The organism is Arthrobacter sp. SAFR-044 (genome assembly GCF_059414985.1).
On record NZ_JBPFDN010000003.1, the window covers coordinates 88894 to 105645 of the forward strand.

14 protein-coding genes are annotated in these 16752 nt (G+C 67.6%); 6 read left to right on the forward strand and 8 right to left on the reverse strand.

The window, feature by feature from the left end; genetic code table 11:
* Window positions 1-101: 101 nt before the first annotated feature.
* The 3 genes from ACR65J_RS05485 to ACR65J_RS05495 form a co-directional block, all read right to left on the reverse strand.
* Complete coding sequence (locus tag ACR65J_RS05485; protein ID WP_440166800.1) at window positions 102-1742, reverse strand: GMC family oxidoreductase; 1641 nt, start codon at window positions 1740-1742, stop codon at window positions 102-104.
* Window positions 1743-3281: an aldehyde dehydrogenase family protein gene (locus ACR65J_RS05490; RefSeq protein ID WP_440166802.1), complete on the reverse strand. Its 1539-nt coding sequence runs from the start codon at window positions 3279-3281 to the stop codon at window positions 1743-1745. It lies immediately after the preceding gene.
* Between the two features lie 130 nt (window positions 3282-3411).
* Window positions 3412-4005: a TetR/AcrR family transcriptional regulator gene (locus tag ACR65J_RS05495; protein ID WP_440166804.1), complete on the reverse strand. Its 594-nt coding sequence runs from the start codon at window positions 4003-4005 to the stop codon at window positions 3412-3414.
* 151 nt (window positions 4006-4156) lie between these two features.
* Here ACR65J_RS05495 and ACR65J_RS05500 point away from each other — a divergent pair, with 151 nt between their 5' ends.
* Window positions 4157-4345 carry a hypothetical protein gene (locus ACR65J_RS05500; RefSeq protein WP_440166806.1) on the forward strand — a complete coding sequence of 63 codons (189 nt, stop codon included), beginning with the start codon at window positions 4157-4159 and terminating at the stop codon, window positions 4343-4345.
* 30 nt (window positions 4346-4375) lie between these two features.
* Here ACR65J_RS05500 and ACR65J_RS05505 read toward each other — a convergent pair whose 3' ends face one another.
* Both ACR65J_RS05505 and catA read right to left on the reverse strand, forming a co-directional pair.
* Window positions 4376-5659, reverse strand: coding sequence for a benzoate/H(+) symporter BenE family transporter (locus ACR65J_RS05505; RefSeq protein ID WP_440166808.1), 1284 nt, complete (start codon window positions 5657-5659; stop codon window positions 4376-4378).
* Window positions 5660-5750: 91 nt separating this feature from the next.
* A complete protein-coding gene (catA, locus tag ACR65J_RS05510; RefSeq protein WP_224023546.1) occupies window positions 5751-6632 on the reverse strand; it encodes a catechol 1,2-dioxygenase in 882 nt (293 codons plus the stop codon).
* 327 nt (window positions 6633-6959) lie between these two features.
* Here catA and benA point away from each other — a divergent pair, with 327 nt between their 5' ends.
* The 5 genes from benA (at window position 6960) to ACR65J_RS05535 (ending at window position 14331) form a co-directional block, all read left to right on the forward strand.
* Window positions 6960-8345, forward strand: coding sequence for a benzoate 1,2-dioxygenase large subunit (gene benA / locus ACR65J_RS05515; protein WP_440166810.1), 1386 nt, complete (start codon window positions 6960-6962; stop codon window positions 8343-8345).
* A 35-nt stretch (window positions 8346-8380) separates the two neighbouring features.
* A complete protein-coding gene (gene benB, locus ACR65J_RS05520) occupies window positions 8381-8917 on the forward strand; it encodes a benzoate 1,2-dioxygenase small subunit (protein ID WP_440166812.1) in 537 nt (178 codons plus the stop codon).
* 123 nt (window positions 8918-9040) lie between these two features.
* Entirely contained in the window at window positions 9041-10612 is a 1572-nt protein-coding gene (gene benC / locus ACR65J_RS05525) for a benzoate 1,2-dioxygenase electron transfer component BenC (protein WP_440166814.1), read from the forward strand.
* The gene (locus ACR65J_RS05530; protein ID WP_440166816.1) at window positions 10612-11439 is read left to right on the forward strand and encodes a 1,6-dihydroxycyclohexa-2,4-diene-1-carboxylate dehydrogenase; all 828 of its coding nucleotides are present in this window, start codon (window positions 10612-10614) and stop codon (window positions 11437-11439) included. Before benC ends, ACR65J_RS05530 begins: the two co-directional genes overlap by 1 nt.
* A 60-nt stretch (window positions 11440-11499) precedes the next feature.
* Window positions 11500-14331, forward strand: coding sequence for an AAA family ATPase (locus tag ACR65J_RS05535; RefSeq protein WP_440166818.1), 2832 nt, complete (start codon window positions 11500-11502; stop codon window positions 14329-14331).
* A 29-nt stretch (window positions 14332-14360) separates the two neighbouring features.
* Here the strand turns inward: ACR65J_RS05535 and catC are convergent, their stop codons facing one another.
* The 3 genes from catC to ACR65J_RS05550 are packed head-to-tail and all read right to left on the reverse strand — an operon-like array spanning window position 14361 to window position 16680.
* A complete protein-coding gene (gene catC, locus ACR65J_RS05540; protein ID WP_275180556.1) occupies window positions 14361-14639 on the reverse strand; it encodes a muconolactone Delta-isomerase in 279 nt (92 codons plus the stop codon).
* Between the two features lie 29 nt (window positions 14640-14668).
* The gene (locus tag ACR65J_RS05545) at window positions 14669-15769 is read right to left on the reverse strand and encodes a mandelate racemase/muconate lactonizing enzyme family protein (RefSeq protein ID WP_440166820.1); all 1101 of its coding nucleotides are present in this window, start codon (window positions 15767-15769) and stop codon (window positions 14669-14671) included.
* Window positions 15766-16680, reverse strand: coding sequence for a LysR substrate-binding domain-containing protein (locus tag ACR65J_RS05550; protein WP_440166822.1), 915 nt, complete (start codon window positions 16678-16680; stop codon window positions 15766-15768). The genes ACR65J_RS05545 and ACR65J_RS05550 overlap by 4 nt, the downstream gene beginning before the upstream one ends.
* Between the last annotated feature and the right edge of the window lie 72 nt (window positions 16681-16752).

Below are 16752 nucleotides of genomic sequence, written 5' to 3' on the forward strand. Positions count from 1 at the left end.
GATCAGAAAAGCACGATGTGACCGGCCGCCCTGGGGTGCGGCAAGATAACGTTCTGCGGGGCCGTCATCGTTGAGGAATGCGGCCCCTTGTGACCCGCCGTTCAGGCGAGGGACGTGGTGAGCTCCTTCTCTTCCAGGGCGTCCGCGCCGGCATAGTCGGCGCGGATCAAATCAGCACAGCGCTCGCCGATCATCATGACGGTGATGTTGGGGTTGACGGTGACGTGCTCGGGCATGACGGACGCATCGGCGACCCGGAGGCCGGTGACGCCCTTGACCCGCAGCTGGGGATCCAGCGGCGACATGCCGTCGTCGGCCGGGCCCATGCGGACGGTGCCCACGGGGTGATAGACGGTGTTGTGGGTCTTGCGGATGTAGTCCTGCAGCTCCTCGTCCGTCTGCGCCCCGATTCCGGGCGAGAGCTCCCGGCCGGTCCATTCCGCCATGGCGGGCTGGGCGGCGATCTCGCGGGCCTTGCGGATCCCGGCCACCATGACGCGCATGTCGTGGCCGTCCGGGTCCGTGAAGTAGCGCGGGTCCACCATGGGCTTGTCGCGGAAGTCGCGGCTGCGCAGCCGGACCGTCCCGCGGGAGCGGGCGTGCGTGACGTTGGGGGTGAGGCTGAAGCCGTTCTCTGTGGTGGGGTAGCCGTGTCGCAGCGTGTTCATGTCGAACGGCACGGAGCCGTAGTGCATCATCAGGTCGGGGCGGTCCAGGCCGTCCTCGGTGGGGGTGAAGATGCCGATTTCCCACCACTGGGTGGAGGTCTGCACCATGGGCTGTTTGGCCTCGAACTGCACCACGCCCTCGGGGTGGTCCTGCAGGTTTTCGCCGACGCCGGGGGAATCCACCAGGACCTCGATGCCGTGCTGGGCCAGGTGCGCCGCCGGGCCGATGCCGGAGAGCATGAGCAGCTTGGGGGAGTCGATGGCACCGGTGGACACGATGACTTCCCGGTGCGCGGTGAGCCGGTGGGTGCGGCCGAACGCACCGTCCACCACGTCCACGCCGGTGCAGCGCTTGTCCGCGTCGATCACCAGCTGGCGGGCGCGCAGGCCGGTCAGCAGGGTGAAGTTGGGGCGGTCCACGATGGGGTGGATGTAGGACACGGAGCTGGAGGAGCGGGTACCGTCCGCGCGGCGGTTGATCTGGAAGAAGTTGGCGCCGTTGACCACGGTGGTGCCGGTGTTGAACTTCGTGCGGGGGATGCCCGCCTGTTCACAGGCGTCCAGGAGGGCGACGCCGGCAGGATCCGCCGGGGGCACGTTCATCAGGTGCACGGGGCCGGAGTCCCCGTGGTGCGGTGCGTCGGGCCCGGCGTCCTGGTTGGTTTCCAGCCGCTTGTACAGCGGCCAGGCGGCATCGGCGTTCCAGCCGGTGGCGCCGTACTTGGACTCCCATTCGTCCAGGTCCTCGCGCGGGGCCCAGAAGGCGATGCAGGAGTTGTGGCTGGAGCAGCCGCCCATCACCTTGGCGCGGGCGTGGCGCATGAAGGAGTTGCCATTCTCCTGCGGCTCGATGGGGTAGTCCCAGTCGTAACCGGATTCCAGCAGTTCCATCCAGCGGTCCAGCTGCAGGATCTCGGGGATATTGCGGTCGTCCGGGCCCGCCTCGATGAGGGCCACGGTCACCTCCGCATCCTCGCTCAGCCGTGCTGCCACGGCCGCGCCCGCGGAACCGCCGCCGATGACGACGTAGTCGAACCCGCGTTCTGTCGCGTCCTCGATGTTGTCGTAGTGCATCTAGTTCTCCTTGCCGTGGTCAGCAAACCAGCCGGTGACCTGCGGGCTGGTGTTCTGGTAGATGTGCTTGGCTTCCTGGTATTCGGCCAGGCCGGTGGGGCCCAGCTCGCGGCCGACGCCGGACTGGCCGAAGCCGCCCCACTCGGCCTGGGGGAGGTAGGGGTGGTAGTCGTTGATCCAGATGGTGCCGTGCCGCAGGCGGGACGCCACGCGCTGCGCCTTGCCGGCGTCCTGGGTCCACACCGCGCCGGCCAGGCCGTAGATGGTGTCGTTCGCCGTGGCCACGGCCTCGTCCTCGGTGCGGAAGGTTTCCACCGTCACCACCGGGCCGAACGCCTCGTCGGTGACCACGGACATGCCGCGGGAGACGCGGTCCAGGATGGTCGGCTGATAGTAGAAGCCGGCGTCGTACTTTTCGCCCTGCGGTGCGGCGCCGCCGGTGCGGAGCCGCGCGCCTTCCTGGAGGCCGCGCTGGACGTAGGCGTGGACCTTGTCCCGGTGGGCGGCGGAGATCAGGGGGCCGGTTTCTGCGGCGTCGTCGAAGGGGCCGCCCAGGCGGATGCCCTCTGCCCGGCGGACCAGTTCGTCCACGAAGCGTTCGGCGATGGATTCCTCCACCAGCAGCCGGGCGCCGGCGGAGCAGACCTGCCCGGAGTGGACGAAGGCGCCGTTCAGGGCGTTGTCGACGGCGGCATCGAAGTCCGCGTCGGCGAAGACAACGTTGGGGTTCTTGCCGCCGAGTTCGAGCGCCACCTTCTTGACGGTGCCGGCGGCGGAGGCGGCGATGCGCTTGCCGGTTTCCAGGCCGCCGGTGAAGGAGACAAGGTCGACGTCGGGGTGTTCCGAGAGCGGGGCGCCCGCCTGTGCGCCGGCACCGGTGACGAGGTTGGCGACGCCGTCGGGCAGGCCGAGGTCCTGCAGCAGCTGCATGGCCAGGATGCTGGTGGAGGGCGTCAGTTCGGAGGGCTTGAGGACGAAGGTGCAGCCGGCGGCCAGCGCGGGGGCGATCTTCCACGCCGCCTGCAGGAGCGGGTAGTTCCACGGCGTGATGAGCCCGCAGACGCCAACGGGTTCGTAGGCGATCCTGCTCACGACGGCGGCGTCCCCGGCGTCCACCACCCGGCCCGCCTGCTGCCCGGCGAGCCTGCCGAAGTACTCGAAGCAGGCGGCGATGTCGTCCATGTCGATGCGGCTCTCGACCATCCGCTTGCCGGTATCGAGCGATTCCGCGCGGGCAAACTCTTCGCGGCGTTCGCGGAGGCCGGCGGCGACCTTCAGGAGGAAGGTGCCACGCTCGGGTGCCGGGACGCTGGACCAGGCCCCGGAGTCGAAGGCGGCACGGGCGGCGGTGATGGCACGTTCAGCGTCGTCCCGGCCGGCCTCCGAGACGGTGGCGACCAGTTCGCCGTCGGCCGGGTTGCGGATCTCCCGCACCGCGCCGGATGCCGCGGCCTCCCATCGCCCGTTGATGAACAGGGAGGACGCTGTGGTGGTTTCAGGGGATGCGCTGACGTCCTGCGTTGCTGTGGCGTAAGTCATAGGAAGGACAGTAATGCACGTTGAACGAGTGTTCAATACTTTTCTTGAACGCTTGTTCAATGCTGTTTATGGCGCTACTGTTGCCTTCCAAAGCCCCCTCGATCAGGTGGGCTTCCGGGTTCCGGCCGCTTTAGTCCGGGGCCGGCGCGAACGCAATCTGCTCCGTACGGGCGATGCTTCGCTCGATGGAGGCCTTGTCCACCCCCAGAAGGGCCGTCAGCCACACGCCGTTCTGGATCACCACGATCTCCGCCCCCCGCTCCCTGCAGGCCTCCCAGGAAAGCCCGGGGTTGGCGTTGGACACCAGTGTTGCGAGCCCGTCGATGTACCGGTCGAAGGCGGCGGCGTTGATCTGCGCGTAGTCCTCGTCCGCTTGGGCGAGGGCCCACAGGTGCAGGCGGAGGGAAAGGTAGCGCGTGGTCAACAGGTCCGCCCCCGCTACGCGGCGCAGGGCCGCGCGCAACTGTTCGTCGGGGGCCAGCGATGGGTCGGGGGCCACGAGCGCAACGTCGTGCTCATCCACCCGGCGCAGGGCCGCCCTGATCAGGGTCGTCTTGTCGTCGTAGTAGTAGTTCACCAGGCCAAGCGCCACGCCCGCTTCGCGTGCCACGGCGCGCATGCTCACGCCCGAGATGCCGTGGCGGGACAGCAAATCCATCGCCGCATCGAGGATGCGCGTCTGCCTGTCCATCTGTTCGCCGGAGTTCACGGCACTGGTCCCCATCTGGCCAGACTATTGCCTAATACTGCACGTGCCTAACGCAGCACCGGCACGCTCTCCCCGCAACGGGATGGACCTCCAGATGGTGTTTGAAGCCTTATTTGGAAGGGCACGGTGGTGGTACACCGGATTGATCAGTAGAGCTTGGAGAACGATGGAAAGCGCAAGCCTCATTGCCCTCTTATTTGCGGGCGCCATCCGCACGGGTGAAAGCGCACAGCCCCACGCCCCGCAGATCAGCGCGAAGCCCTGGTGGGAGCGGCCTGCATGGCTGGCGTTCAGGAGCAGGACCGCGACTTTCCTGCACCGGCTTGCCTGGGCGCTGGAACCGGACATGCGCTGACGCAGAAGAACCCGCCGGGAAGTGCAGCTGTCAGGATTGGGCGTGGTCCTCACGCTCCAGCAGGCGGGACACCCCGTAGCCAATCACCAGGCCCCAGAAGGCTGCATGGATGTTGAAGAGGTTCATGCCCGAGATGGTCACCACGAACGTCACCAGCGAACCCAGGGTGAAGCTGGTGGCGAAGGCGGTCACGAAGGCCTGCTGAAGTGCCCGCAGCATCGCGATGCCACCCAGCGCCAGAACGAACTCTTTGGGCGCGGCCAGCATCAGCCGGGTCAGGGTGGGGGCAAACGCCGCGAACACCAGGGCCAGCAGGCCGTACGCCACGGCGGCCGTATATTGGCGCTCCCTCTTCCCGGACGAGGTCAACAGCGCGTTGGTGGGGCCGGTAACGCATGCCGAAACGGCCCCGAACCCGGCGTTCAGCACCGAGAACGCTCCGGAGGCAATAGCGAAGGCATTCACCGGCGGCTGATGGCCGGCGGCGCGGAGGACGGCGATGCCCTGGCCGTTTTGGACGAACAGGACGGTGAGGGCCAGCGGAACCACCAGTTCGAGCTGGGCGGCCCACGTGAAATCAGGGGCGGTGAAGACCGGGGTGGCCAGGAGCGGTCCGCCAGGTGGCAGGTGGAACTGGCCGCTGGCCGCCACTGCGATGCCGCCTGCCACCAGGGTGCCCAGGACCGGCGGTAGGTACCGGCCAAGCTTGGGGACCGCGGTGAGGACCAGGAACGCAACCACCATCGGAGCCGCCACGGCCGGGTTGTCCTGCGTTGAGGCAACGATGTCGGTGCCGAATTTCAGGAACACCGCGGCCACCATGGCCATCACGAGCGGCATGGGCACCAGCGCCATCGCTTTGCGCACCACCCCGGTGGCGCCCAGGGCGAGGATCAGCAGGCCGGAGGTGAAGAAGGCCCCGACGACTTCGGGGAAGGCCAGGTGCTGCAGCGATGGTCCCAGGAGTACCGTGCCGGGGATGGACCAGGCGAAGCCCAGGGGCTGCCGGTAAACGAGCGACATCAGCAGCGTGGCCGCCCCGCCGGAAAAGAGAATGCCAAAAACCCAGGACGACAGCTGGCCCTGGGTCAGGCCGCCGGCCGACCCCACGGCCAGGGTGACGGCGATGGGTCCGGACGCCGCGAAAATGAGCCCGATTGCCCCGTTGGAGACATACGACAGGCCCAGGTCGCGAAGAATCCGGCGCGGACCAGCGGGCCGGACCCCCGGGCGTTCCAGAAGGGGTTCCGGCGCCGGCGCCGGCGGGGCCGACCCGACGGATGTGGCGGCCGGGTCGGGGCGGGGATGGCTCATCGGAACTCCTGGCTGGCGCGGAAAAACCGGAGGCGCTCCGAAGCATCAGCTCCGGAGCGCCTCCGTGCGGGGGTAACTCCCAGTTTGCCTGCTACTTCTTCTGGCCCTGCTTTGCCAGGACGTAGTCATAAACTACTTCCTCGCCCTTCCCGTCGGTACGGGGGCGGGGGTCCAGCATCAGTTCAGGCTTCACTGCCGAGGCGATGTCGTCCGCGTTGTGGGGGTCGCCGGGGAAGTACAGCTGCTGCGTGACCGGCTCGTAGCCCGGCGCGGATACCTTGATGTGGATGTGCGCGGGACGCCAGGCGTGCCAGCCCGCGGCGTTGATCAGCTGCCCGCAGGCGCCGTCCGTGGGGATCTGGTAGGGCGCCGGACGCATCGTGTTGATCTCGAACCGGCCGTCGTCGGAGGCCTTGACGGTGGCCCGGAACAGCCACTCGGGCATGCCCGGGGCGTACTGGGAGTAGAAGCCGGCGGCGTCCGCGTGCCAGATCTCCACCTGGGCACCCTGGATGGGGTTGCCGTCGGTGTCGGTGAACTGGCCGGTGAAGCGCAGCGGGGTGCCCTCTTCGTCGTCGCGCATTTCCACGGTGGCGGGCGTCTGGAGTTCCGGAGAGCCGGGAACGTAGTAGGGGCCCTCGATGGTGCCGACGGTGCCGGGACGGTCCTGGGAGTTCACGTCCTCAACGGTGTGTTCAAGCCAGACGTCGAGGAACAGCGGCCATTCACCGTCCGTGCCCACCTTGATCAGCCACGCTTTCAGGGCGTTGTATTCCTCGTAGGTGACCTGGTGCTCGACGACGATGTCGTTGGCGGCCTTGATCAGTGCGCCGGCCAGCAGGCTCACCCGTTCTTTGGATACATCCACGCGGGAGAGCTTGCCTGACGCAGCGAACCGCTCGGTTGCCTTGGAGCCTGCTTCGACGGCGGTGCCTTCGTTTTCAGTGCGGCTGTCCGTTGGGGTTTGGGTCATGACGATGTCCACCTTCTTCATTGAATGGGACAGGAAGGGCTCCTGCTCCCCACGCGGCCTGCGGGGCGGACGTTCCACCTGCCCTGCGCCGCACCGCGTGATCTCGGTCTCAAGCGTAAGCCGGAGATAAGGACGCTACAAATATCAACTAGGCGCCTTTTGAGTCATTATCAGTACATAAAGGCACCCTTGGTGGAACCTAGGTATTTGCCTGATGTGAGGCCAATCACGAGCGGCAAGAATTGCTGGACAACGTCCGCCGCCGAAGCCTTTTCCCGAGTGGACCTCCGCCCATCCGTCCAGCAATCTCCAATGAAGGAGCACGCCATGACCGAGAACCTGATCCATGCCCGCGAGGTCCTTGCAGACGCCGTGATCGACGACCGAGAGAACGGCGTCATCCGGGCCAAGCGCGAGATCTTCACCGACCAGGAGATCTTCGAACTCGAGATGAAGCACATCTTCGAAGGCAACTGGGTGTACCTCGCCCACGAGTCGCAGATCCCCAACGTGGGCGACTACTTCACCACCTACATCGGCCGCACCCCCGTGATGATCACCCGGGACAAGGACGGGAAGCTGAACTGCCTGGTGAACGCCTGTTCGCACCGCGGCGCCATGCTGTGCCGGCGTAAGACGGACAACCGCACCACCTTCACCTGCCCCTTCCACGGCTGGACCTTCAAGAACTCCGGCGAGCTGCTGAAGGTCAAGGACTCCCGGAACGCCGGCTACCCCGAGACCTTCAACAAGGAAGGCTCGCACGACCTCACCACGGTGGCCCGCTTCGAGTCCTACCGCGGCTTCCTGTTCGGCTCGCTGAAGGCCGACGTGCTCCCGCTCGAGGAGCACCTGGGCGATGCCACCAAGGTCATCGACTCGATTGTCGACCAGTCGCCCGAAGGCCTGGAAGTGCTGCGGGGTTCGTCCACCTACACCTACGACGGCAACTGGAAGGTCCAGGCCGAGAACGGCGCGGACGGCTACCACGTCACGGCCGTGCACTGGAACTATGCCGCCACCACCGCGCGCCGCAGCGCCGGCGACTCCGCCAATAAGACCAAGGCCATGGACGCCGGCAAGTGGGGCAAGGTCAAGGGAGGTTTCTACTCCTATGACCACGGACACCTGCTGCTGTGGCAGGAATGGACCAACCCCCAGGACCGTCCGCTCTGGGACCGCCGCGACGAGCTTGTGGCCAAGTACGGCGAGGAGATGGCGAACTTCATGATCAACATCTCCCGCAACCTGTGCCTGTACCCGAACGTCTACATCATGGACCAGTTCTCCTCGCAGATCCGCCACTTCCGGCCGATCTCCGCGGACCAGACCGAGGTGACCATCTACTGCATCGCCCCCAAGGGCGAGTCCCAGGAGAACCGTTCAAAGCGCATCCGCCAGTACGAGGACTTCTTCAACGCCACGGGCATGGCCACCCCGGACGACTTGGAGGAATTCCGCTCCTGCAACAAGACCTACTGGGCCACCAGCGCACCGTGGAACGACATGACCCGCGGCTCCACCCACGAGATCACCGGACCGGATGAGCAGGCGCAGGCCCTGGGCATGACCCGGGTGATCGCCTCCGGCGTGCGCACCGAAGACGAAGGGCTCTACCCCATCCAGCACGGGTACTGGAAGGAAGTCATGGACCGGGCCCTGGCGGAGGAAGAGGAGCGTTCCGCCCTGGAATCCGTTCCCGTCACTGCCTGAGAGAGCCCGCCGCAACCACAGAGAGCGCAGAACCCATGACCAACCTGACCCACACCGCCCCGGCCCTGAAGACCGCGGAGGAGATCGCAAACCTCGAAACCGTCCGGGCGTTCCTCTACCGGGAAGCCCGCCTGCTGGATGACCGCCAGTTCGATGAATGGCTGGAGTGCTACCACCCGGACTCCGAATTCTGGATGCCGGCCTGGGACGTGGACGACCAGCTGACGCAGGACCCCCAGAACGAGATCTCCCTGATCTACTACGACAACCGCGGCGGCATCGAGGACCGGGTGTTCCGGATCAAGACCGACAGGTCATCGGCCACTTCCCTCCCGGAGCCGCGCACGGGCCACAACATCACGGACATCGAGGTGTTGTCGAACGACGGCGGCACGGTGGAGGTGCGCTTCAACTGGTTCACCCTCTACTTCCGCTACAACACGACGGACACCTACTTCGGCACCAGCTACTACACCCTGGACCTCTCCGGCCCGCAGCCGGTGATCCTGAAGAAGAAAGTGGTCCTGAAGAACGACTACATCCACCACGTGGTGGACGTCTACATGATCTGACCTGCCCGCAGCCGGCGCCCGGGACGAACGGGCGCCGCACGGCAGCTCCCACCCCTGTGCCCGACGGGCACGCCCCAACTTTTCCCGGACGCGACGACGCGCCCGCCCAGTCAGGAGGACCCCATGGGCCACAAAGTAGCCCTCAGCTTCGAAGACGGCGTTACGAAAGTCATCAAGGTCGGCGACTATGAGACCGTCATGGACGCGGCCTACAAGGCGCGCATCAACATTCCGTCGGACTGCCGCGACGGCGCCTGCGGCACCTGCAAGGCGTTCTGCGATTCCGGCTCCTTCGACCCGGGCGACTTCATCGACGACGCCATGACGGAGGAGGAACTCGAAAAGGGCTACATGCTGACGTGCCAGGCCGTCCCGGAGTCCGACCTGGCCATCCAGATCCCGGCCACGTCCGAGTCGGCCAAGACGGCGGCCGCCACCTTCAGCTCCACCATCAAGGAGCTCAACCGGCACACGGACACCACGGTCTCTTTCACCCTTGAGGTGGACAACCGCGACGCGCTCGCCTTCCTCCCCGGGCAGTACGTCAACCTCAAGGTTCCCGGCACCGACGCCGAGCGCTCCTACTCCTTCAGCAGCGGCCCCGAGGTCCAGGACGCGTCCTTCATGGTCCGCGTGACCCCGCAGGGCGCCATGTCCGAGTACCTGCGCGACCGCGCCGCGGTAGGCGACGCCATCGAATTCACCGGCCCCTACGGATCCTTCTTCCTGCGCGAGCCGAAGCGGCCCCTGCTGCTCCTGGCCGGCGGCACCGGCCTGGCCCCGCTGCTGTCCATCCTGGAGAAGCTTTCCGAGAACCCGCCGTCCACCCCGGTCCACCTCATCTACGGGCTCACCCGCGAGGCGGACATCGTGGGCCTGGACTGGCTCCGCGCCTACGAGGCGAAGCTGCCCGGCTTCACCTGGGACTACATCGCCTCCGAGCCCGGCACCTCCGCCCCGCACACCGGCTACGTCACCCAGATCATCGAACCGAAGCACCTCAACGACGGCGACGTGGACATCTACCTCTGCGGCCCGCCGCCCATGGTCAACGCCGTCTCCAAGTGGCTGGACATCGAAGGCATCAAGCCCGCCAACTTCTACTTCGAACGTTTCGCGCCGAAGGAGACCACCGGGGGCGACGCCGAAACCGGCGCCCCCGCACCGGCCGGGAAGATCCAGGCCGAAGGCGACACCATGAGCCGCGGCGAGGCCGTGTCCTCGCTGGAGACCGGCCGGCTGGACTTCCGCAAGGAGGACAGCTTCGCCCAGCTGGACGCCCGCATGGGCCTAGAGCTTGCGGTCAGCGAACTGCTGCTGGGAAGGCTCAGTGAACAGCAGCTGCGCCAGTTCCGCCGGCTCGCGGAAGCCACCACCGGCTCGGTGCAGGGCGGGAACATCACCGACCCCGAGGAGTTCGCGCGCACCAACGAGGAATTCCACGAGTACCTCTTCATGGTCTGCGACAACCCGATGCTCCTGGAGTCCTACCGGCGCCTGGACGTCCACGCCCAGATGGCCGCGGCCTTCGAGGCCGGCACGCCGATCTTCGAACGCGTCACCCAGGACCACCTTGAGATCGTGAATGCCTTCGAACGCGGCGACAAGGACCACCTGCGCGCCGTCATCACCGCCCATGCCCAGGACGCGAAGGACACCATGGCCGGGGCCATCGACGCCAAGGCCGCCCGCTGATGGCTGCGCCGTACGCCGGGCAATACGTGACCCCGGGCAGGTTCGGCGGCAAGGTCGCCGTTGTCACCGGGGCCGCCCAGGGGATCGGCCAGAAGGTGGCCGAACGCATCGGCGCAGAGGGCGGCGCCGTGGTCCTGGTGGACCGCGCGGACCTGGTCCACGATGTTGCCCGCGGCATCGGCGAGGCCGCCAGGGCGTCGGGTTCGGGGGGCTCAGCCACGGCTGTCACCGCAGACCTGGAGACCTTCGCCGGTGCCACCCAGGCCATCAAGGCCGCGCTCGCGGCCCACGGGCGGGTGGACGTCCTGGTCAACAACGTGGGCGGGACCATCTGGGCCCGCCCCTACGAGGAGTACGACGAGGACAAGATCGAGAAGGAAATCCGCCGCTCGCTCTTTCCCACGCTCTGGACCTGCCGGGCAGTCCTGCCGGCCATGATCGAGCAGGGCTCCGGCACGATCGTGAACGTCTCCTCGGTAGCCACCCGCGGAATGCACCGGGTGCCCTATGCCGCGGCGAAAGGTGGCGTGAACGCCCTGACCCAGTCGCTGGCCATGGAGGTGGCCGGGCGTGGCATCCGGGTGGTGGCCACCGCCCCGGGCGGCACGGAAGCCCCGCCGCGTAAGGTCAAGCGCGGGCCGGACGCCGAATCCGCCACTGAGAAGGACTGGTACCAGACCATCGTTGACCAGACGGTGGAGTCCTCGTTCATGAAGCGCTACGGCACCCTGGACGAGCAGGCGGCGCCCATCGTGTTCCTTGCCTCGGACGAGGCGTCCTACCTCACCGGCAGCATCCTCCCGGTGGCCGGCGGCGACCTGGGGTAGGGGCCGGTGCTGGACGCGCGGCACCAGGGGCGCCCGGGCCGCTCCGGTAGGATTGCGGCCATGACAGCGGGCTCCACCCAGGGCGAGATGGCGGAGGACTTCCCGCTGGCGGGCCGGGCCGCGGCGTTCGAGCAGCTGCTCGAAATTCTCCGCACCGTCCGCAAGGGCAAAGTGGGAACCGTGGTCCTCTCCGGTCCGTCCGGGTCCGGCAAAACCGCGCTCCTGGAACTCTTCCTTGACCACTGCCGCACGGCCGCCCGCGGCGTCCGCGTGCTGTCCGCCATGGGGGACGACTGGGAGGCCCAGTTCGCCCTGGCCGGCTACTCCCAGCTGATGCGGACCCTGCCGCTCCGGACGGCAAAGGATTACGACGGCGGCCCGGCCCCCGCGCCGGGGCCCGTCGCTTCCCTGACCCCCGACCAGGTGGTCAACTACGCCTCCACCCTCAGCACCCATCTCGAAGGCCTGCAGACGCACGGCAGCGTGGTGGTCGCCGTCGACGACGTCCACAAGCTCGACGAGGAGAGCCTGCGCATCCTCACCTTCGTCATGCGCAGGCTGCACGACAAGCGGGTCCTGTTCCTGCTGACCCTCAATCCTGTAGACGCGCCCCGTGTCCCCGCCGGCGTGCTCGACTTCCTCACCGGCCACCAGGTGGTCCGCATTCCGCTGGAGCCCCTCTCGCCGCAGCAGGTCCAGGACGTGGCCCGGAGCCTGTTCGGCCTGGACCTCAGTGCGACGGCGGCCCACGGCCTGGTGACGCACACCGGCGGGATAGCCCAGTCCATCGTGGAGCTGCTCCGTGAACTGCCCCCGGAGACCTGGCAGTCGTGGTTCCCTTCCCTGCCGCCTACTTCCCGGGTGCGTGCCAGGGTCCGCAGTGTCCTGGCTGCCGCGTCCCCCGCCCTGGTGGCCGCCGCGGAAGCCGCAGCGGTGCTCGGCCCCGGCGCGGGGCTGGCTGAGGTGGCCAGGGTGGGCGGCCTGGAATCCGTCATGCCGGCCCTCGATGAGGGGCACCGCGTGGGGCTGCTTGGACTGTCCGTGGACCAGTCCCGCTCCGCCGTCGCCTTCCTCGAACCGGGCACCGCGGAAGCGGTCTACGAACAGATTGTCCCCAGCCGGCGCATTGCCCTGCACTGGAAGGCCGCCGAGGTTGTCCAGTCCGAGGGCGAACAGCTGGGCCACCGCGTTGCCGCCACCCCGGCAGCCGACGAACCCCTGGCCGCCGAACTGGAGGAATTCGCACGGCGGCAGGCCACGGTCGGGGCGTGGCAGGATGCCTCCACCGCGCTGTTCTCCGCCTCGCGGCTGTCCCCCGATATCCGCGCCCGGAACCTCCGGCTCCTGAAAGCCGTCGATGCCCTGGTGGGCTCCGGCAACGTGGCGCAGGCGCAGGCCTGGGCCGGGGCAGTGGATGCCCTGCCGCCGTCGCCCCTGCGCTCCTCGGTGCTGGGGTACCTGTCCACGGTGTCCGGCCAGAATGACAGCGCCCAAAGCCAACTGGAGATGGCCTGGCGCACCAGCAATCCGCAGCATGAACCCGCCGCGGCAGCGCAGGTGGCCCAGCGGTTCGTCCTCCACGGGGTGGCCTCCTGGGACGGTCCGATGATTACCGGCTGGGCTGAACGCGCCATGGCTCTGACCGAGCCCGGAACTCCGGCGCACATCGAGTCGGAGGCCATCTACGGACTGGGCCTTTACGCCCAGGGCCGGATTGCGGACGCCGAGGCTTCCTACCAGCGGGCCTCTGCCCAGGCGGCCGAGAATGCGCAGAAGCAGCGGGTGCAGATGGGTGCCGGCTGGCTGGCCCTGCGCCTGGACAACGCCGAGTCCGCGCTGGTGAATTTTGAGTCGGCCGCCCCCACCGAATACCGCGGGGGATCGCTGCGGATCTCCCTGTGGGCCGAGGCCTGGCTGGCCCGCACCCACCTTGTGCTGGGCAACTGGGATGCGGCCGCCGCCACCATCTCCCGGGCAAGCGTGCGGCTGGAGACCTCGCGGATGCCGCTGATCCGGCCGCTGCTGTACTGGACGGCGGCCGAGCTGTGGTCCATGCGGGGTGACTGGGACCGGGCACGCTACTACGTGTCACAGGCCGCGGTGCAGCCGGGAACCTACCGGGCCATGCAGGTCCCGGCCAGCCTGGCGCGCGCCCGCTTCCACGAGGCACGGGCCGACTACGAAAGTGCCCTGGCCGCCCTGCAGCCGCTGGCCGAACTGGACCCCTGGACCGATCAGCGGGTGTCCTTCTGGCCGTGGCAGGACACCTACGTCAATGCGCTGGTCATGACTGACAAGCTCGACGCCGCAGAGACGTTCCTCACCGCATTCGAAGGAGTGCACCGCGAGCGGGAAGTCCCCTCCGACCTGGCCCGCGTGGCGTGGGCCAGGGGCCGGCTGCTGGCCGCACAGGGGGACCCGGACACGGCGAGGGAGTACTTCGAGGCGGCGCTCGGGCACCTCCGCGGGCTCAACCGCCCCTACCTGCGGGCGCGGATCAGTTTCGCGTTCGGGCAAAGCATGCGCCGGGCCGGAAAGCGCCGCCTGGCGTCTTCGGTGCTACGTGCTGCCCGGGACCTGTATGACACCCTCGGCGCGGCAACGTACGTGGAACGGTGCGACCGTGAGCTGAAGGCCACCGGCCTGGACGTGGGGAACCTGCCGGACCCGGCGGACCCGGTGCTTTCTTCGGTGGGCAGCCACCATCAACAGCTCACCGCCCAGGAACAGGCCGTGGCCGAGCTGGTAGCTGCGGGCGCAACCAACAAGGAAGCTGCCCGGGCCCTGTTCCTGGCCGAAAAGACGGTGCAGTACCACTTGACGCGGCTGTACCGGAAGATGGGAATCCGGTCACGCAGCGAACTCGCGGCGGCGTTCCGGGCCAAGGACTGACCCGGCAACGCCGCAGCACTAACCGGTAGTTACTTGACGTCCGACGGGTGCTTGGCCAGCGGAACCACCGTGATGTCCATGTACGGGAACAGGGGAAGGCCCTGCAGGATGCCGTGCAGTTCGTCGTTCGATTCGACGTCGAAGATGGAGTAGTTGGCGTATTCGCCCACCACGCGCCAGATCTCGGGCCATTTGCCGGAGCGCTGCAGTTCCTGGGAGTAGGCCTTCTCCGTGGCCTTGATTGCGGCGGCTTCTTCGGCAGGCATGCCGGCGGGCAGGTTGACGTCCATATGGACCAGGTACTTCATGGATGACCTCTCGGTGGTAGGGATGGGTGTCAGTCTGTGCGGTAGTGGGCGAGCTTGTCGTCATCCACGTCAGTGCCCGCGCCGGCGCCTTCAGGAACGCGGATCCGGCCGCCGGTGATCGCCAGCGGCCGGGCCAGCAGGTCATCGGTCATGTCGAGGTAGTTGGACAGCTCCGCCGCGCGCTTGGCGGTGTGGGCGAAGGCTGCGCCGAACACCACCGAGGCCACGGTGCCCACCTGCGTGTCGATCTGGTTGCCGATGTAGACGTCGATGCCCATGCCCTCGGCCATGCCAACGATCTTGGCGGCTTCGGTGAAGCCGGACCGGGCGGTCTTGACGGACAGGAGGTTGGCCCCGCCGGTAAGGATCTCGCGGGCCGCTTCGCCCAGGTTGGCGGCGGATTCGTCGGCGGCAATGGGGATGGGGGAGTTGGTGACCAGGCGGCGGCGGCCCAGGATTTCGCGGGCGTCGTCCGGCTCCTCAAGGAACTGCAGGCCGAGGTCGGCGGTGCGGCGCAGCACCTCGGCGGCCTCGTTGGCTGTCCAGCCGCGGTTGGCGTCCATGTACAGCTCGGCGTCCTCGCCCAGGCCTTCCCGCAGCACCCTGGCGGCCTCGATGTCCAGGTTCAGCGGACGGCGGCCTGTCTTCAGCTTGAAGGTGTTGATGCCGTACGTTTCCCGGAACTCCAGGGCCAGTGCCAGGAGTTCCTCGGCGGGTTTGAATCCGAGCATGTGGGAGACGCGCAGCGAGTCGGTGTAGCCGCCCAGCAGCTTGGTCACGGGCTGCCCCAGGGTTTTGCCGATGACGTCCCACACGGCAATGTCCACCGCGCCCTTGGCCGTCTGGTTGTGGACGGTCCGCGCCATCACGGCCTGGATCTTCTCCCGGTCAAAGACGTCAATGCCCACCAGCTGCGGGGCGAAGACATCCTGCACCACCGCGACGATGGACTTCTGCGTCTCACCATAGGTGTACGGGCGGGGCGGGGTGTCTGCGGTTCCCACCAGCCCGTCATCGGTGTGGACGCGGACCAGGACGTGGTCGGCCTCGTGCACGGACCCGGAAGCGAAATGGAGCGGGTGGCGGTACGGGATCGAGTAGGGGATCGCCTCGATGGCTGCGATCTTCATGATGGGAGGAGCCTTTCATCAGCAGGAGCAGAGGCGTCAGCAGTTGCGGTGCCCACGACGTCCAGGAAGTTTTGCAGGAGGGCGGACCGGTGGCCGCGCAGCCAGGCGACGGCGAGTTCCACCGGCGGAGCATTGTCGATTTCCCGGTACGCGACGCCGTCGAGCTGGAAGGCGCGCACGCTGGAGGGCATGACGGCAATGCCGCCGCCAGCGGCCACGAACGCCAGCATTGTGGAGGTTTCACCAACCACCTGGGTGATCCGCGGCTGGAAGCCTGCCTGGCGGCAGAGGTCCGAGGTAATGCGGTTCAGTACGGACTCCGGGGAGTAGGCGATGAAGTCCTGGTCCTGCAGTTCGTGCATGGCCACGGGCCGGTCCACCGCCAGGGCGCTGAAGGAGGGAAGCGCGACGACGAGTGGTTCCTGGGTGACGACGCGGTAGTCGATCTCCTCGGAGGCAACGGGGGGACGCAGCAGTGCCGCATCCAGGGTCCCGTTCCGCAGCCCCGCTTCCATGGACGGCGTCAGCATCTCTCCGTTCAGCGCCAGCGACAGGCCGGGAAGGACCTGCTTGGTGAGCCGCGCGATCCGGGGCATGACGCCGTAGGTTGCTGACCCGGAGAAGCCGACCCGGAGGACGCCGGTGGCGCCCTTGCCCACCTGGTAGACATCCGCCCGGAGCGTCTCGACGTCGTTGACGATCTGACGGCCGCGGTCCAGCAGGAGCTGGCCCGCCGCCGTCAGGTCCACCCGCCTGGTGGTGCGGTTGAGAAGCTGGACACCCAGTTGCTCTTCCAGCTGGCGGATCTGCTGGGACAGGGGTGGCTGCGCCATGTGCAGGCGTTTGGCCGCCCTGCCAAAGTGCCGCTCCTCCGCCACCGCAATGAAGTAGTTCAGCTGCCGGATCTCCATTGCGGTGCCACCTCTCCAATCATTCGGGGTGAGGCGCTGTGCGGCCTCATTGAGTCATAGAGTAACCATAAA

Coding starts and splice junctions, on each gene's coding strand:
- ACR65J_RS05485 (WP_440166800.1), bottom strand. CDS start 1,742: ATGCACTACGACAACATCGAGGACGCGACAGAACGCGGGTTCGACTAC.
- ACR65J_RS05490 (WP_440166802.1), bottom strand. CDS start 3,281: ATGACTTACGCCACAGCAACGCAGGACGTCAGCGCATCCCCTGAAACC.
- ACR65J_RS05495 (WP_440166804.1), bottom strand. CDS start 4,005: ATGGGGACCAGTGCCGTGAACTCCGGCGAACAGATGGACAGGCAGACG.
- ACR65J_RS05500 (WP_440166806.1), top strand. CDS start 4,157: ATGGAAAGCGCAAGCCTCATTGCCCTCTTATTTGCGGGCGCCATCCGC.
- ACR65J_RS05505 (WP_440166808.1), bottom strand. CDS start 5,659: ATGAGCCATCCCCGCCCCGACCCGGCCGCCACATCCGTCGGGTCGGCC.
- catA (WP_224023546.1), bottom strand. CDS start 6,632: ATGACCCAAACCCCAACGGACAGCCGCACTGAAAACGAAGGCACCGCC.
- benA (WP_440166810.1), top strand. CDS start 6,960: ATGACCGAGAACCTGATCCATGCCCGCGAGGTCCTTGCAGACGCCGTG.
- benB (WP_440166812.1), top strand. CDS start 8,381: ATGACCAACCTGACCCACACCGCCCCGGCCCTGAAGACCGCGGAGGAG.
- benC (WP_440166814.1), top strand. CDS start 9,041: ATGGGCCACAAAGTAGCCCTCAGCTTCGAAGACGGCGTTACGAAAGTC.
- ACR65J_RS05530 (WP_440166816.1), top strand. CDS start 10,612: ATGGCTGCGCCGTACGCCGGGCAATACGTGACCCCGGGCAGGTTCGGC.
- ACR65J_RS05535 (WP_440166818.1), top strand. CDS start 11,500: ATGACAGCGGGCTCCACCCAGGGCGAGATGGCGGAGGACTTCCCGCTG.
- catC (WP_275180556.1), bottom strand. CDS start 14,639: ATGAAGTACCTGGTCCATATGGACGTCAACCTGCCCGCCGGCATGCCT.
- ACR65J_RS05545 (WP_440166820.1), bottom strand. CDS start 15,769: ATGAAGATCGCAGCCATCGAGGCGATCCCCTACTCGATCCCGTACCGC.
- ACR65J_RS05550 (WP_440166822.1), bottom strand. CDS start 16,680: ATGGAGATCCGGCAGCTGAACTACTTCATTGCGGTGGCGGAGGAGCGG.